This is a genomic window from Silicimonas algicola, assembly GCF_003970735.1.
Taxonomy (GTDB): Bacteria; Pseudomonadota; Alphaproteobacteria; order Rhodobacterales; family Rhodobacteraceae; genus Silicimonas; species Silicimonas algicola.
The window spans coordinates 2,245,802-2,260,954 of record NZ_CP034588.1 but is presented as its reverse complement, the minus strand read 5'-3'; the positions used below and the strand labels follow the sequence as shown (position 1 = coordinate 2,260,954).

At 62.3% G+C, this 15,153-nt stretch carries 15 protein-coding genes; 7 read left to right on the top strand and 8 right to left on the bottom strand.

What is annotated here, in order from left to right:
• Positions 1-170: 170 nt before the first annotated feature.
• The 3 genes from EF888_RS11230 to EF888_RS11220 form a co-directional block, all read right to left on the bottom strand.
• Positions 171-1,028 (bottom strand): class I SAM-dependent methyltransferase, encoded by an 858-nt coding sequence (locus tag EF888_RS11230; RefSeq protein ID WP_241239652.1) that lies wholly within the window; start codon positions 1,026-1,028, stop codon positions 171-173.
• A 149-nt stretch (positions 1,029-1,177) separates the two neighbouring features.
• Entirely contained in the window at positions 1,178-1,810 is a 633-nt protein-coding gene (locus EF888_RS11225) for a tyrosine-type recombinase/integrase (protein WP_109758552.1), read from the bottom strand.
• Positions 1,811-1,991: 181 nt separating this feature from the next.
• Positions 1,992-2,855, bottom strand: coding sequence for an HNH endonuclease (locus tag EF888_RS11220; protein WP_146202982.1), 864 nt, complete (start codon positions 2,853-2,855; stop codon positions 1,992-1,994).
• Positions 2,856-3,418: 563 nt separating this feature from the next.
• Here EF888_RS11220 and EF888_RS11215 point away from each other — a divergent pair.
• The gene (locus tag EF888_RS11215) at positions 3,419-4,186 is read left to right on the top strand and encodes a class I SAM-dependent methyltransferase (protein WP_241239651.1); all 768 of its coding nucleotides are present in this window, start codon (positions 3,419-3,421) and stop codon (positions 4,184-4,186) included.
• 302 nt (positions 4,187-4,488) lie between these two features.
• On the opposite strand, the gene EF888_RS11210 is transcribed toward EF888_RS11215, so the two are convergent.
• The 5 genes from EF888_RS11210 to EF888_RS11195 all read right to left on the bottom strand — a co-directional run bounded on the left by EF888_RS11210 (position 4,489) and on the right by EF888_RS11195 (position 7,997).
• Positions 4,489-5,289 (bottom strand): SDR family NAD(P)-dependent oxidoreductase, encoded by an 801-nt coding sequence (locus tag EF888_RS11210; protein ID WP_109758509.1) that lies wholly within the window; start codon positions 5,287-5,289, stop codon positions 4,489-4,491.
• 210 nt (positions 5,290-5,499) lie between these two features.
• On the bottom strand, positions 5,500-5,661 hold the full coding sequence (locus tag EF888_RS21825; RefSeq protein WP_164721665.1) for a helix-turn-helix transcriptional regulator: 162 nt from the start codon (positions 5,659-5,661) through the stop codon (positions 5,500-5,502).
• Between the two features lie 187 nt (positions 5,662-5,848).
• On the bottom strand, positions 5,849-6,232 hold the full coding sequence (locus EF888_RS11205) for a hypothetical protein (protein WP_109758510.1): 384 nt from the start codon (positions 6,230-6,232) through the stop codon (positions 5,849-5,851).
• Positions 6,229-7,545: a recombinase family protein gene (locus EF888_RS11200; protein ID WP_126918564.1), complete on the bottom strand. Its 1,317-nt coding sequence runs from the start codon at positions 7,543-7,545 to the stop codon at positions 6,229-6,231. The genes EF888_RS11205 and EF888_RS11200 overlap by 4 nt, the downstream gene beginning before the upstream one ends.
• On the bottom strand, positions 7,542-7,997 hold the full coding sequence (locus tag EF888_RS11195) for a DUF2924 domain-containing protein (RefSeq protein WP_109761244.1): 456 nt from the start codon (positions 7,995-7,997) through the stop codon (positions 7,542-7,544). The genes EF888_RS11200 and EF888_RS11195 overlap by 4 nt, the downstream gene beginning before the upstream one ends.
• 408 nt (positions 7,998-8,405) lie before the next feature.
• On the opposite strand from EF888_RS11195, the gene EF888_RS11185 reads away from it, so the two are divergent.
• The 6 genes from EF888_RS11185 (at position 8,406) to EF888_RS11160 (ending at position 15,106) form a co-directional block, all read left to right on the top strand.
• Positions 8,406-10,481 carry a hypothetical protein gene (locus EF888_RS11185; RefSeq protein ID WP_146203025.1) on the top strand — a complete coding sequence of 692 codons (2,076 nt, stop codon included), beginning with the start codon at positions 8,406-8,408 and terminating at the stop codon, positions 10,479-10,481.
• Between the two features lie 402 nt (positions 10,482-10,883).
• On the top strand, positions 10,884-11,600 hold the full coding sequence (locus EF888_RS11180) for a sigma-70 RNA polymerase sigma factor region 4 domain-containing protein (protein ID WP_109761242.1): 717 nt from the start codon (positions 10,884-10,886) through the stop codon (positions 11,598-11,600).
• 82 nt (positions 11,601-11,682) lie between these two features.
• Positions 11,683-11,871: a hypothetical protein gene (locus EF888_RS11175; protein ID WP_109761241.1), complete on the top strand. Its 189-nt coding sequence runs from the start codon at positions 11,683-11,685 to the stop codon at positions 11,869-11,871.
• Complete coding sequence (locus EF888_RS11170; protein WP_109761240.1) at positions 11,868-12,059, top strand: DNA-binding protein; 192 nt, start codon at positions 11,868-11,870, stop codon at positions 12,057-12,059. The genes EF888_RS11175 and EF888_RS11170 overlap by 4 nt, the downstream gene beginning before the upstream one ends.
• A gap of 3 nt (positions 12,060-12,062) precedes the next feature.
• Positions 12,063-14,141: a bifunctional DNA primase/polymerase gene (locus EF888_RS11165; protein ID WP_109761239.1), complete on the top strand. Its 2,079-nt coding sequence runs from the start codon at positions 12,063-12,065 to the stop codon at positions 14,139-14,141.
• A 71-nt stretch (positions 14,142-14,212) separates the two neighbouring features.
• Positions 14,213-15,106 (top strand): hypothetical protein, encoded by an 894-nt coding sequence (locus EF888_RS11160; protein WP_126918562.1) that lies wholly within the window; start codon positions 14,213-14,215, stop codon positions 15,104-15,106.
• The last annotated feature ends 47 nt before the right edge of the window (positions 15,107-15,153 follow it).

The window sequence follows — 15,153 nt, the reverse complement described above, 5'->3', positions numbered from 1 at the left end:
GGTAGATATGGGCGGGAAGCGGTCGTTCGCTGCAGAAGCTAAGGAAACTAGCGCCACGGCCCGAAGTCGACGTTCGCGCCCGTGTTGTCAGCTTCTGCCAAACTCACGGTAAGCGTGAACGGCCGCTATGCGGACTAAGCAGACCTTGAGACGAAGGACCGACAAAAAACTTATCCGGGCTTGTAGCAAAGGATCTGAACCGGGTGGGTTCTTCGCTCTTCAATATTGCGCGCAGCGTTCCGGACGATTTGGGGGGCTTGCTTCCCCAATAGTATGTGCGTGCCGAAAACAGGGGCTTCGCCCTTTTCCGCAAGCTCAATGACTGCGTGATAACCCTTGAGATGCTTTTCACCGATATCCGCGGCCGCGATTTCCGAGAAACCTGCATCTTCCAATGCTGCAATGGTATCGGCGGGGCGCATTAGGTAAGCCCCACTTCCGTCTTCCGACCAGGGAACCGGGTGGTGCGGATCACCGACTTCGCCGAGCCCGTGTTCAGTCAAGGCGAAGAACGCCCCCGGCTTCAGGACCCGGAACGCCTCGCTGAAGAAGGCACTTCGATCCGGGACATTCATCGTGACGTGCTGGGTGTAGCCGCCATCGAACGAGTTGTCGCCATAGGGGAGTTTCTGTCCGTCACCGTGCCGACACGCAACCACATCTTCCATTCCGACAAGCGCGCTCAGCCGGTTGGCCGCATCGACGAACGGGGCCGTGATGTCGATGCCGTCGACGTGGCAATCGAAACGCTTCGCGAAATACCTGGCGGGACCGCCAAGCCCGCAGCCGATGTCCACTAGCTGATCCCCCCTTCGGATCGGCAATACATCCGCCAGCTCCACAGTGGCCGGGAACCCCCTGGCATGGAAATGGTCCACAGGAGCGAGTTGTTCAATGGTAACGGAGCTGGGATCAATACCGGCCACCTCCATCGTTTCCAGGATCAGGGAATAGACGTCTCCCTTGCCCCAGTGATCCGCAATGGCTTGCGCGTCGGTCATCTCCGCCCCCATTTTTTTGTCGGGCATTGATAGCACACTTCCTGCTGTTGCCCGAGGTGGTTTTCTTTCGTCCGCTTGGGGCTCAAAGCAGACGTTCGCCGCACCGCAGAGTGGCTGGCAAGGCCGCTGGGCGACCGGGATCGAGTCGGGCCGCCAGAGGATGGCGGCCCATTTCCTTATAGTTCCACGCCTTCGGAGATCGCCAGTGCGTCTTCGAGCTCCACCCCGAGATAGCGGACAGTGCTGTCCATCTTGGTGTGACCGAGCAGGAGCTGAACAGCCCTGAGGTTGCCAGTCTTCTTGTCGATGTGTGCAACCTTCTTGCGACGCATGGAATGCGTGCCGTAGGACGTGGGGTCCAAGCCTATGGAACTCACCCAGTCCCGCACAAGGCGAGCGTATTGCCGCGTCGAAATGTGGAGACGCTCGTTAAGGCGGCCGGGCCAAAGGTATTCCGAGCCGACCATCAGTGGCTCGTCCATCCATCGCGAGAGCGACTTGCCCGTGCCCTCCGTGATCTCGAAACGAACGGGCCGCTGCGTCTTGCTCTGGATGATTGAGGCCCGCTCTTTGACGCGACTGGAGGCGTAGACGTCCGCCACCTTGAGCTTCACGAGGTCACAACCTCGAAGCTTGCTGTCAAATGCGAGGTTGAAGAGTGCCAGGTCTCTGTGATTGCTGGCGATCTCAAGACGAACACGAATGGCCCAAACGTGCTTGGGCACCAAGGGTCGCTTCTGGCCGACGACGCGGCCCTTTTTCCAGGCGGGTCGGCAGGCTCGAATGACTGGCAGATTTGCAACTGTCATGGCAGTACTCCGATCCGCTACGCCCTGCCGCAACGCCAACCCGACGTTGGCACACAAGATCATACACCGAATGGTACGTTCGCTGCGAAGGTCCGCTTTGAGCCCAAAGCGGTCGTCTTACACTTGCCGATGTTTTAGGATTTCTTCAACTACCTTCCGTTGGCCGTCTCTTATTCTGAGCCTATCTAAGTCTGGAAATGCGCAGTGGTAACTCGCATTCGTTTGTGCCAGCGCGAAAAAAGAAGACACGATCAATTACCTCAGGAAGTAGAGTGAAAGCCACGTAGATTGCATGTTCTCCGTCTTCCTCTGCTGTAAACGTATGAGCCTCGTGATTTGCAATCTCATAGGCCTCTCGCGGCGCGCTCTTCGCGAATTGGTCCATTACGAGTAGATCACCCCCGTTTAGAATAAGCGCACGCACTCTCTCTGGCACCTCCTGTCCCCAGAAAAACCAGAGCAAGCCACAGCCTACCTTCAACACCAAACGGTGTATCAATCCCGCCTTGGTTCCGGGGAAATTGTGGCTTACTTTGACTATGTTGGGGTCGCTGGCTTTGACCTCCGCTTGTTCTTTATTTATATGGTCGAAGCTGACCGGACTACCGGAGTGGATGTTCAACTTGGACCCGCTAGGAGTTTTCCGGTCATCCAGACCAAGAAAACTGGGCGACTGCAGCTGCAGCGCCATTATTGGCGTCACAATACCTTTCGACTGAGAAGGTCTTATCTCCTTGAAGGGCGGAACCTTCCGAGTGATTGTGATGGTCATACCCGGAACGGCACGGGCTATTTTTGACCCGCGACCGCGCTTTTTGTTGCGATACCCACGAGCGTTTCTAGCCTCCTTCCAAAAGTAGCCAAGCAATGGACCCTCAAACTCCGAGTTTATGATCTTCTTACACTCGATGCAGGTAGCATTTCGAAGTTTGATCCGGCCGTTTAATGCTTCTGGGAGCACATGCTCGACACTGCCGTCCGGGTTCTCGCGGCAATACAAGCACACGCCAACTTCGTGGAAGGTGTCATCGAAGTCACCCGGCAAGTTGTACAAATTTGCAGGCACGTAACACTCTTCTCATTTTGAGGTTTTCACATTGAAGTACTACATGCGGTTGCGATTGCAGGCCATAGAAAGCTATCTCCGCTTTCGAGGGGCTATCTGGCGAAACATATCGTGACAGCCGCAACGCGGATGCATGAGTCCGCTTTGTCCGCATAGCCGACCTTCAAGCCCGGCTCGTAGCTGCATCCTGACGCTAACGGCAGCTTCTGGGAAGCCGCGATGCGGCATTCTGCCGTCGACGAACGTCCGGTATGAGCCGGAAGCGGCCCCGGTTGCCTCGGAGGATGGACGGCAGCTCACGGCCGGAATCCGCTCGATAACAGCGCGGCATGAAGCCTGGGGGCTAACCACGCCGCGAACGTCAACTGCGAGCCCGATTTGAAATCGTGCGAGTCTGATGGTCTGCACTTCAGTGCGGTTGACGCGAGGTCCCTTCCAATTGCCAACTGCCAAAAGACGACAACAGAGGCCTGCCAATGCGGGAGTCTCAAGAGCCTGACACCTTCGCCGCACTCGAAAGACGTGAGTGGGCGGATGCGGAAGTGGCGCAATCCTACGCTCGGGTCTTTGCGAAAGCAGCTGACATGGTGGCACCGCATCTTGTCAAAGCGGTCAGGGCCGGACCCGGCGTAAAGGCTCTCGATCTGTGTTGCGGGCACGGCAACGTGACCTCCGGCCTTGTCCAAGCAGGGGCGCTGACGACAGGACTTGATTTCTCGCCTGCCATGCTGTGCTTGGCGCGGGCCGCAGCACCGCAGGCCCGGATTGTCGAAGGCGACGCGATGGCCCTGGACTTCGATGACGCGTCTTTCGATGCGGTGACGATCGGTTTCGGGATGCCGCACGTGCCCGACCCTCCAAGAGTTGTGGCAGAGGCGCGCCGAGTACTGAGGCCAGGTGGCCGACTGGCGTTCTCGGTCTGGTGCGGACCTGACGTTGATACTGCCCTTGGCTACGTTTTTGGTGCCATCGGTCAACACGGCGCCCCGTACATTTCGCTGCCGCCGGGTCCTGGTGCGAATGACTATGCCGATCCAGCGATTGCCTTTCCGGTGCTGGAGGCGGCCGGCTTTACGGACTGCCTCCAATCCACAGTCGCGTCGAAGTGGGAAGTCGACGACCCTGGCGCGCCTTACGACTTCTTCCTGAACGGTACGGCGAGGGGTGGAGCCCTGTTACGCCCGCAACCGCCGGAGAATGCTGCGGCCATACGGGCGGCGGTGGTCGCCAAGGTGTTGGAGAAGCACGGGCGTGGGCCTCAATGGGACGTGCCTATTCCGGCGGTGGTCACTGTCGCCGTCGCGGTTTGACCGCCTGCGCTGGCGAGTTTCCCTCAGCGATTGAAAAGTCACCGGTAGTTCCTTGGATGCAAGGTGTCATGGACTCCTGCGCACAAGCTGAGTCCGACGCGAATGCAGCGATCGTCACTTCGGCCGACCGATCGCACGTTCATGTGGGCGATCAAGCTGCGGCGGGGAAAGGTCGGTTTGTGGAAGTCGCACCGCGTCGACAAGTCGATGCTTCAAAGTCCGCTAAGGGCCGTGAGCAACGCGATCCCGGCTTGGTTGCGAAACACAACGAGTGCAATGCGGCAGACCCTACGAGCTCTGCGTCAGGTTGGCGTCTTCCCGAAGGACTTCTGGAACTGGTCGCGCATGTGCGCCACGCCCGACGTCGTCATGCCGCCATCGGCAACGACCTCGCTTCCTGTCATGTATGATGATTGTGGCGAGGCAAGAAAGGCAACGATGTTTGCAATCTCCTCGGGCTGGGCTTCGCGGCCCATGGGTATCGCATGCCGGTTTGCCTCCACATGGCCAGCAGGGGCCGCGGCGGTGAGCGGGGTCGCAATGATCGAGGGATGAATGGAGTTGACGCGGATACCTTCGTGGACCAACTCAAGGGAGGTTGATTTCGTCAAGCCGCGCACGGCCCATTTGGTGGCCGTGTAGGAGGGATCAAGGTGCGCGACCATACCTGCGGTCGAAGAGACGTTCACGATTGAAGCGAAACGGGATTCCCTGAGCAGCGAACGGCAGTACTTGGTGCCCAGGAACACGCCCATGACGTTGACATCAAACGCTCTTTTCCACTCTTCGACGGACTGGTCTGAGAGGCGCTTCCTAATGATGATGCCGGCGTTGTTGACAAGAATATCGAGACGTCCGAACTCGGCTCCGATGTTTTCAGTCAAGGCAATCCAATCTTCGACTGACGCCACATCGAGTGGATGGAAAGTTGCATGCTTTCCTGATCCTGTAAGTTCGTGCGCGAGGGCCGTTCCCTCTTCTGCGAGGACGTCTGCAACGAGGACGTTGGCGCCCTCGTTCGCGAGACGCCGCACGATGGCCGCTCCTAGTCCACGGCTGCCACCGGTCACGCAGGCCACCAGTCCAGCAAGTTCAATTCCCATGACCAATCCTTTCGTGGCGTCTCCAATTCGCACCGACTTATTGTAGAATCGCGATGCTGGAGTTCATAGGCCTCGGCGTCGGCGGGTGCTCGGGCAAGATGGGTCAGTGCACAGGTCGCTGCCTAGGTTTGCAGCATGGTCGAACTTTGCGTAGTTCTCGTCGATCAGCGAGAACCATGAACTACACAGCCCCTCGGTCCAGCTTAGGTGCTACATGGGGGTCTGGACGCTGAGGAGCGTTCGGATCAGGCCGGACTGGCTGCGCGCACCAGTCTTGTCGAAGATGCGTTGAAGCTGGGTCCGGACGGTGTTGATGCTGACCTCAAGTCGTTCCGAAGTGCTGGCGAGGTCGCACCCGTCGATAATCCGCATCTGGGCCACGAAGATGCAGCACGACGCACGATTGACCGGTCTGACAGGCCGCGCCGCAGCATCGAAGTAAGGTGGCCAAAGGCAGGTATGGGCCGGAAGCGCGCGTCGGCGGTCAGAGTCTCAAACGGCCGCTGTGGGCCGTAAGCCAATTCCTTCCGGAGGTAGGCTCAACAACTCAGCAGGTTCGTTAGCCAAAATGACAAGTTTGTTCTTCCCAGGCCGCCGGAACAGGCTCCAACACCCACGCCAGCGTGACCTCCGGTCCCTGGGTGCCGTCCAGGATCGCCTCGACAATTTTGGGCGAGAGCAGCGTCAGTCGCATAATACGGGTCATGTACGAAGGCGCGATCCCCTCGCGCTCGGCCAGTTCGGCTATCGTTGCGAACTCGCCCGACTCCAGCATGCGCTTCCAGCGGAACGCGCGCGCGAGCGCCTTGACGAGCGTGCTGTCCTTGCGACGCGGCTGAGTCGCGCCCTCGGGTAACTGCATCTCCTTCCGACCACCGTGCTTCACCACGCGGAACGGCACGTGGAGCGTGACGGTACCGGTGATCGGCGACCCGCGTGTCATGCTGCTTCTCCAATACCGCCGACCTGCATCTCTCGCGCGAGCCCGGCGAGGCCGTCCACCCGCAGCCGGACGTTCAGCCCGTCCGTGCCGATATCCACGCGCTCGACCAGCAGCGCCACGAGGCGGGCTTGCTCGGCCGGGAACAGTTCGTCCCAAAGAGGGTCGAGTTGCTGGAGGGATGCGCAGGCGTCAGCCTCGGTGATCTCCTCATCCTGCGAGCGCGCGGCCTTCCACGTCCCCGCCACGATCTCGGGTTGCCGGAACACGGCGCGAAGCTGGTCAATGACCGCGGCCTCGATCTCTCCGGCTGGCACGCGCCCCACAGGGCATGTGCCAGCCCCATACTTCAGTACCGTCTGGCTGACGTAGTAGCGGTAGAGCCTGCCGCCCTTGCGGGTGTGGGTCGGCGAGAAGGCCGCACCGTCTGGCCCGTAGAGCAACCCCTTCAGCAGCGCAGGCGTGTCCGACCAGGTGTTCGCAGCTCGTTTGCGCGGGCTCTCCTTCAGGATGGCGTGGACCCGGTCCCAGGTCGTCTGGTCGACGATGGCGTCATGCTCGCCGGGGAAGCTGTCACCCTTGAACGGCGCCTCGCCGAGATACGTCCGGTTGCTCAGCATCCGGTAGATCGCCTTCTTGTCGATCGGACGTCCGGTGCGGTTGAGGATGCCGCGCTCAGCCGCTTCGCGAGCGAGGATGGTGCCCGACCCGACCTCTATGAAGCGCCGGAAGATCCAGAGCGCCTGCTCGGCGCGTTCGCCATCGTGGGCGAGCTTCCGGCTCTCGACGCGGTAGCCGAAGGGCGGCACGCCATCCATCCAGATGCCTTTGCGGCGGCTGGCGGCGACCTTGTCCCGGATGCGCTCGGCCGTCACCTCGCGCTCGAACTGCGCGAAGGAGAGCAGGATGTTCAGCGTCAGCCGTCCCATCGACGTCGTGGTGTTGAAGGACTGCGTTACGGAGACGAAGGTCACGCCGTTGCGGTCGAAGACCTCGACCAGCCGGGCGAAGTCAGCAAGGGAGCGTGAGAGGCGGTCGATCTTGTAGACCACCACCACGTCGACCAGCCCATCCTCGATGTCCTGCAGGAGCCGCTGCAGCCCTGGGCGGTCGAGGGTCCCTCCCGAGATGCCGCCGTCGTCGTACTGGTCGCGGACCAACACCCAGCCTTCCGAGCGCTGGCTCGCCACGTAGGCCTCGCAGGCATCCCGCTGAGCGTGGAGGGAGTTGAACTCCTGCTCCAGCCCCTCCTCGGAGGACTTCCGGGTGTAGACCGCGCAGCGGAGCTTGCGGAGGATGGTGTCCTGCTTCGTCATGTCCGTTTCCTCCGGTTCTTCAGCCCGAAGAAGGTCCACCCGTTCCACCGTGTCCCGGTGATGGCGCGGGCGATGGCGGAGAGCGACCTGTAGGGCCGGCCCTGCCACTCGAAGCCCTCGGCGGTGACGGTGACCAGCTGCTCGACGCCCTGCCACTCGCGGACGAGTCGCGTGCCGGTGATGGGTCGGTCGTAGTCGGCGCGGATCCGGCTTTTCGTGCGGTCGCCACCGTCGAGCTCCTCGCCCAGTCGTTCGAGGCGCCGGATAGTCTCGGGCTTGAGCCCGCCGTAGGCGAGCTCCTGGATGCGGTAGGCGAGACGGCTTTCGAGGTAGCGGCGGTTGAACGGCGGTGGCTCGCTGTCGAAGAGGTCGCGCCACTGAGACTTGAGATCGGTTGTGGGCGTGGTCTTCAGCGCGGCAAGGCGCGCGGGGATGGGATCGTGGGTCGTCATGCGGTTCTCCTTCGCGGAGTTGCATGACCGCTCTGGTCGGGCGCGTAGTGAAGCGAACTCTCTCCCAACCCGGCAGATACTCCGCTTGACTGCCGGAGCCGGACTAGCCCGCGCGCCAGGATCGCGCAAAGCTCGCGGCGGCGTTCGAGCGGAGAGAGATGGGAGGGGTGCAGCGGGTTCATACACAGCAAAAGCCGTGAACCCATCGTGAATGGGACAACCGCTTGTCATAATCGCCCTAGGGGTGAAATTCCGAGGTGTTATTCTGCCTCAAGGCAATCTCGTGAGGCGCACATGTCCAGACCCCGACACCTCTTTGGTCCGAACCTGAGCCGTGTGATCGATCTGGTCCCGCCCGAAATGGGTCGCGAACTGATTGCCGCGATGCGCGGGGCCGATGGGCCGGTCGTGGATCTGTCGGGCTTGGCTCACGATGCAGACCGACCAGCACTCTCCGAATACCTGTCGGGTCTGGATCAGGAGATCCTCGAGCAGATGGAAGCCGTCTCGCGGCAGGTCGTCGATCTCAGTGACGGCAAAGGGGCGACATCGCTGAACACGGTCGTGACGCGGAAGATGTACAATACCGACATCGAGAGCTTCGAGGACCAACTGGACGATCTGTGCAGGTCGATCTGGGTGTTTGTCAATTTTCCCGACGTGTTCGACGATGCGCGAAGCTTCCATACCGCCCGCCGTTACAGGGAACACGGCAAGCTCTACTCCGCGTTTGAGGTCGCCGATGATGTCCCCCGCGAGGTCACTGCGGATGAAATCGATCTCGACGATCTGTCCGAGCGCATCCGCGCGGCGCTCGATCTGAAGGCGAAAACGAGTGCAACCGCTATCGACCTTCTCGAGACCAAAACGCACCCGCCCTCCGTCATGGTGGCCATCCGGCACGGCGGGGCGCTGTCCAGTATCCAGGACCACCGCGATGACGGGCTCAGGACGACGCTGTATTTCCGTCCAGCCAACGAAGCGATCCTGATCTACACCCCGTCGCTGCGCCGGCTTGAAGTCTGCGCGACCGGGTACACAGTGCGGGAGAAGACTTCGCGTACCTTCGCGGAGGCGGTGCTGGGCCAGGACCTCTCGAAGAAGCCCCTGGCTCAGTGGAACTACAGTCTTGAAAGGTTCAAGAAGTCGTTCTTCCTTCCGCTGCCCGACTTCGACGACGTGGAGATTCTCTCAGCTGCCGTCACGGAGATTGAGATGCGGCCGGGAAACTGGAAGCGCAGAGTGTTGCTTCAGGTCACGGCAGACGACGACATCGAAGACTTCGCCGAGCGCTACATGACGACGGCGCTCGCCGCGGCACGCGTCAGTGGATTCAGCCGCATCAAGGTCGTGACGACGTACAGGCCGAGAGGCGCCAAGGACGCAAAGTCGGAAACACTTGCGCTCTGGGTCAACAGCATCAACGCGTCGAACGTTCAGAACGCGCGGGACCCGAACCTGCGCGATCTTGGGACGCGACTGCTCGCCCATTGGGGCGTGATGGAGGAGCAGCGTCTTCTCCGGCCGGAGGAGACATCAAGGCACTTCGAGTCTCTCCTGTTCCTCTATGACTATCCGGAAGACGAAGTCGAAGGCCGTATCCTCAAGGCGGCTGGCGTCGACATCAATCGCATGCAGTCCGCGAAACTGATCGCAAGGAAGGGGCGTCAGCAGATCGTTCTAGTTGAGGATGACGACGACGTCATCGAGGCGGAACTGGAGACCGACGAGCGTCCCGCTGACCTGTCTGTCACAGGCGAGTTTGGAGAGGACCTGGGGACGGTGAGCGCGTCAGATCACACGGTCTATCTCATCGATCGGGTGTATCTGGCCGAGGTCGTCCTAGACGCGCTCCGGGCCGAGTTGGGAGCGAGGTCGGCGTCCACCGAGACGGATCATATCGCATCTTTTGGAGCGGTGGAGATCGGCGAGCAGCGAATGCCCGTCTACCTGGTGCGGAGCCTGGCAAGTCATCCCAGGCCCGAGCTTCTCGACCTCGAGTTCCGTCGTCGCCATGTCGGAGGGCCAGGACTCGTGCTCGCGACAGGGGACACGAAGATCCCCTATCTGGGCTCATATGCTGTCGTTCAGCTTCGGAAGGTTGTCACTTGCGGCGACGAAGGATTGGTCCTCGAACCCGAGGCTCTGGAACAGGCCTGGCGTTTGGGACAATCGCTGGTCACGGCGTCCGATGCACCGATGATCATTCGCCATGATCACTCGTTCTCGACGCTGCAGGTGCCCGGCCAGCCGCCGTTCAATGTGTTCGGCGAGAAGCAGGCCATCATGTTCGAACGCCTCATCGAAGCATCGAGGTCAGGGGTGCCAGACGTTCGGACCGGAACCTTAATGCAGGGCATGGTCTCGAAATCGCCAATGCTTCTCTTCAGTTCTACCGCCTGGAAGGAGGTCAAGGACCACTATCTGACCCAAGCACGCCCGAAGTCCTGGCGTCTCGGTCCGGCCAGTCCTGACGTGATCTAACCATCATCTAACCTTGACCCGTCTGACGATCTAACCTGCGGCACGCGATCTCAGGGCTCCAACCGACAGGAGCCCTCACATGCCGACTTCTCCCACTCTTACCCGCCACGTCTCAGATCAACTGATGTGCGTTGCGGACACGCGCGACTGGCGCTGCCGCTGCCGAAACCTGCTTGGCAAGCGACGCGGTGACCGCCTCGAGGTCCGTTTCACCCGCGGCCATCAGTACACCATGAGCCTTCCGGTCTCAGTTGTGTGCCGCTGCTGCGGCGGTCTGAACGAGCTTCATCCCGCGCTCGGGCGAAGCTGACCTTCACCCTCAACTCATCCACTCAGAGGCGCGAGACGCCCAACCTGACCCGATGAGAGGCGCGAGACGCCCGGTCGAAAGGCTGGCGTCTCGTGTCCCTTTCCTGGCCCGCGCTTCATGCGCGTCTTCTGGCTCGCTCCACCCGTCTGGATGCTCACCGGGCTTACCAATTGCTCCAATGTCGTGAGAATGGCGGCCTCCCCGCCGGTGATATCGGCACCCTGCTGACGTTTCTTCACGATCCGGGCGACCCCGAGGCGAAGAACCGTATTCTCCGTACCCTCGTCGCGGCCTCAGCCGACTCCGAGATCCCCACCACAATCGTTATCCTCGCCCTCTGGCCGGGGCTGAGCGGCGTGCGTCTGCGTCTCCGACGCGCGACTGGCGACCGGCGGGACAATCTCGATGACGAACTCCTGAGCGAGTTGGCTTTGGCCATTCGAACGCTCGAACTCAGCCGGGTCGAACGCGTCGCCGCAACCTTGCTCATGAACCTCGAGCGTGACCTGCGCCGTCGTTTCGGTGGCGAGGCAAAGGTCACTGCTGGACCTTTTCCGGTCGAGGAGCTCGTCGACGGACTGGGTGCTGCACCGCTCTTCACCTGCGGCAACGGTCAGGCGGCAGGTCGGGCGCTCCTTGCGCGGGACGTGCAGCTCTGCCTCGGTGACGATGCCGACCTTGTCCTTAGGGTGGCGGTCGATGGCGAGACGCAGGCGGAAGCTGCCGCCGCTCTCGGCATCACCCATGACGCGGCGCGCAAGAGGTACCAGCGTGCGATCGCGCGGCTGAAAGAGACGTGGGTGCCGTGACCCTGTCCCATTCGCCCGTGCAGGACGGCTTTTCCCTTCGACGGCTGCGGAATGTCCGCGACCCGGAGAAGGGAAGGACCACATGAACATCTTGCAGGAGGAGGACTTCGACCGCGTCCCCGGGCTCTACAGGCTCTGGGACCTCCAGTTCGTCATCGGCGACGGCCGGGACTGGCAGGTGCGCTACTCGGCTCTGACCGAGGACGGCACCCCGCTTTTCGCGGTCTTCCGGAAAGACGGTTCAGGCGCAACAGAAGGCGCTCTGCAATGACGCCGGTCCGCCTCGACCTGCCCGAGTTCCTGACGCAGGGCGATCTCGAAACGCGTTGGCGGCTGAGCGGTCGGACTCTCGAACGCTGGCGCGCCGATCGCTACGGACCAGCCTGGATCACGCTCGGCGGCTCGATCCGCTACCGGCTGGCGGACGTCGAACGCCACACGCGCGGCACCGAGGGCTGACGCATGGACGCAGCCCCCCACGAGGACGGGCTGCGACAGAAGACGACGGGACGGGCGGCAGGGGATCGCCTTTTTGGTGCTGGGCATACGACATTCGGAGATCGTGCGCTCGAACTCCTCGAGCTAGGTTACGAGCCCTTGCCCCTGGTGCCCGGCCTGAAACGGCCCGCGCCGACCCGATGGACCCAGGTTAGGATCGACACGACCCAGGTCCTGGAGTGGGCGAGGCGCTTTCACAATCACGGCATCGGCCTCAGAACCGGACGCCTCGTCGGCCTCGACATCGACATCCTCGATCCGGAACTGGCTCACGTGATCGGCCATCTTGCCCGTGCCCGGCTCGGCACCACGCTTCTGCGCGTCGGTCTCTGGCCTAAGCGCCTGCTTCTTAATCGAACCGAAACGCCGTTCCCGAAGTGCAGTGCGGGCAAGGTCGAGTGGCTGGGCGCCGGGCAACAGTTCGTGGCCTTCGGCAGGCATCCCGACAGCGGCCGGGACTACTATTGGCCGGACGGTGAGACACCGCTCGGCGTGCCGCTCGAGGACCTGCCGCTCGTCAGCGAAGCGAAGGCGCATGCATTCCTGGCGGAAGCGGAGGCTCTGCAGCCTTCACAGACTGATCAGCGAAAGGCCAGCCGGGCCAAAGGATCCCGACCCGAGCCGGACAAGGGGGCTTCAGGCCCGACCCGTGATGACGATGGCAGGGTCACGGACGGTCGCGACGGATGGCTCAGCACCATCGCCTTCCACGCCGTCCATGACGCTGTAGACGCGGAACAGACCCTCGATGAAGAGGTCCTGACGGGGCGGGTCCGGGAGCGCTTTGCCGAAACGACCGACACGTCGCGTCCGAAGAAAGACGGCGCGTCCTGGTATGCCGAATGTGACGCGCGCGCCAAGGTGCGGGACAAGCTCCGACTTCACAGCGATGGCCATCTTCCCGGCCGCGACGGCGAGCCTGTGGAGGCAGACTACCACCTGCCGACCCTCGACGTGGCGGCCGCGCGGTCGCGCCTAGACGAGGTGCTGGCGGCGTTCTGCGAGCAGGTGGCGGCCTGGCATGTAACGAAGGAGACTGACCCTCCGAAGCTGGCCATCCGCGCCACGGTCGGCCTCGGCAAGTCGCGGGCGGCAAGGACGCACCTGGTGCCGCTGGCGTGCCGGATGCGGGACGCTGGCCTGCCGCACCGTGTGCTTGTATTCACCGCAACCCATGCCCTGGCAGAGGAGACTGCCGCCGCCTGGGCGGCAGAGGGCGCCCGCGTGGCCGTCCTGAGGGGCTACGAGCGCACCGATCCCGAGAGCGGCGAACCTATGTGCCGAGACTTCGAAGCCGTGCAGGCGGCATTCCGGTCGGGTCTTAGCGCACAGTCCAGCATCTGCGCACCCGTGTCAGGTGACCATTGCCCCTTTTTCAGCACCTGTGCCAAGCAGGCCAACCGGCGGGACGTCGCCTCGGCGGACGTTGTGGTGGCGCCCTACGACGCTCTCTTCTCCGGCCTCGCGTTCGAGACCGACGACATCGCGCTCCTGGTGATCGACGAGGCCGTCTGGCCTCGGGCGCTGGAGCACGTCAATGCTGTCTGCGTCGAGGATCTGGCGACTGAACCCGTCTCGGATATTGCTCCAGGCAGCTTCGGGCGAGGACCAGAAGGGGCCATGGCCGATCTGGCGGCCGCCCGACGGAAGCTGAGCACAGCACTGAGCACGCATGGACCAGGCCCCGTCCGCCGCACAGCGCTCTTGGCCGTGGGTCTGACGGTGGAAGACTGTCTCCATTCAGCTCGGCTCGAAGCCTGGCGGAAGCAGGACCCGGGGATCGGGCCGGGCCTTACCATTGCATTGCGGCAGAAGGCGTTCGCCATCGCGGCCCGGAATGCACGCGTGATGTCCTTCGTCTCGATCTGGAGTGAAGTCGCAGCCTTCCTCGACAGCGGCCAGGCAAGCTCCGGAAGGCTTCACATTCGAAAGCCCGACAGCTCCGGACGGCACAAGCTCGACCTGCGGCGGGTGAAGCCCATGCATGAGAGTCTGCGTCACCGGCCAGTGCTTATCTCGACGCTACCCTGCGTGAGGGTCTGACCGGCTCCGTCCTCCGCGGGCTCGACGTTCAGACCATCGAGGCTCGGGCACCAGATCAACATGTTCGGCTCGTGATCGGCAGCTTCGGCAAGTCGATGCTTTGCCCTGAACCGGGCCTCCCTCAAGATGAAGTCCGCAGACGGCAGAACCGGCTCGGGGAATGCATCGGCTATGTGCGCTGGCAGGCCCGACGGCATCGTTGTGGCAGGGTCCTCGTCGTAACCTATCAGGCCGTAGAGGCGGCCTTTACGAACATCCCGAACGTCGAGACGCTGCATTTCAACGCGGTGGCCGGTCTCGACCGGTACAAGGACGTCGCCTGCCTCATCGTCATCGGCCGGCCCCTACCGTCACACATCGAGCTGGAGGCACTGGCCGGCGGCTACTTCGGGGCGACAGGCGCCAGCGGATACACAACCGAACGGACGGGCGTCAGGACTGTCTCCGGTGACGTGCGGGGTGTGCGCGTCATCCGCCATCGAGACGCGACGGCCGAGGATCTCCGTGCCGCCATCTGCGACGACGAGCTCGTCCAGGCCATCGGGCGGGGTCGGGGCGTGAACCGGACCGTGGATAATCCGCTCGAGGTGCACGTGCTTGCGGATGTCGCACCCCCTCTGGCCTACGACAAGGTCACGACTTGGGACGTGGAGGCGCCGGACGTGGTTCAGCGTATGCTGCTGGCGGGCATAGCGGTCGATAGCCCGGCAGATGCAGCGGTGCTGCATCCGCAGATGTTCGAGAGCGTCGAGCAGGCCAAGAAGGCCTTCCAGCGGGCGGTATTTAAGGGACAAAACCCTATGAAAGATACTTATAGGGAAATGTCCCTTAAATCGGCTGCCTATCGCAGGTCTGGGAGGGGCGTGGGCTGGCAGACTGCCTACTGGGTGTCAGACGAACGAGAAGAGATACGTCATGCGCTTGAGGAGACGCTGCGATCGCTCGCGGATTGGCGTCCGCATTGACCGTGCTAGTGCAGCGAAGGTCCGCTTCGAGCCCGAAGCGGGCACTT

Excerpts from the sequence above, each read along its gene's own strand:
- EF888_RS11230 (WP_241239652.1), bottom strand. The coding sequence starts at position 1,028 with ATGCCCGACAAAAAAATGGGGGCGGAGATGACCGACGCGCAAGCCATT.
- EF888_RS11225 (WP_109758552.1), bottom strand. The coding sequence starts at position 1,810 with ATGACAGTTGCAAATCTGCCAGTCATTCGAGCCTGCCGACCCGCCTGG.
- EF888_RS11210 (WP_109758509.1), bottom strand. The coding sequence starts at position 5,289 with ATGGGAATTGAACTTGCTGGACTGGTGGCCTGCGTGACCGGTGGCAGC.
- EF888_RS21825 (WP_164721665.1), bottom strand. The coding sequence starts at position 5,661 with ATGCGGATTATCGACGGGTGCGACCTCGCCAGCACTTCGGAACGACTT.
- EF888_RS11205 (WP_109758510.1), bottom strand. The coding sequence starts at position 6,232 with ATGACACGCGGGTCGCCGATCACCGGTACCGTCACGCTCCACGTGCCG.
- EF888_RS11200 (WP_126918564.1), bottom strand. The coding sequence starts at position 7,545 with ATGACGAAGCAGGACACCATCCTCCGCAAGCTCCGCTGCGCGGTCTAC.
- EF888_RS11195 (WP_109761244.1), bottom strand. The coding sequence starts at position 7,997 with ATGACGACCCACGATCCCATCCCCGCGCGCCTTGCCGCGCTGAAGACC.
- EF888_RS11175 (WP_109761241.1), top strand. The coding sequence starts at position 11,683 with ATGAACATCTTGCAGGAGGAGGACTTCGACCGCGTCCCCGGGCTCTAC.
- EF888_RS11170 (WP_109761240.1), top strand. The coding sequence starts at position 11,868 with ATGACGCCGGTCCGCCTCGACCTGCCCGAGTTCCTGACGCAGGGCGAT.
- EF888_RS11165 (WP_109761239.1), top strand. The coding sequence starts at position 12,063 with ATGGACGCAGCCCCCCACGAGGACGGGCTGCGACAGAAGACGACGGGA.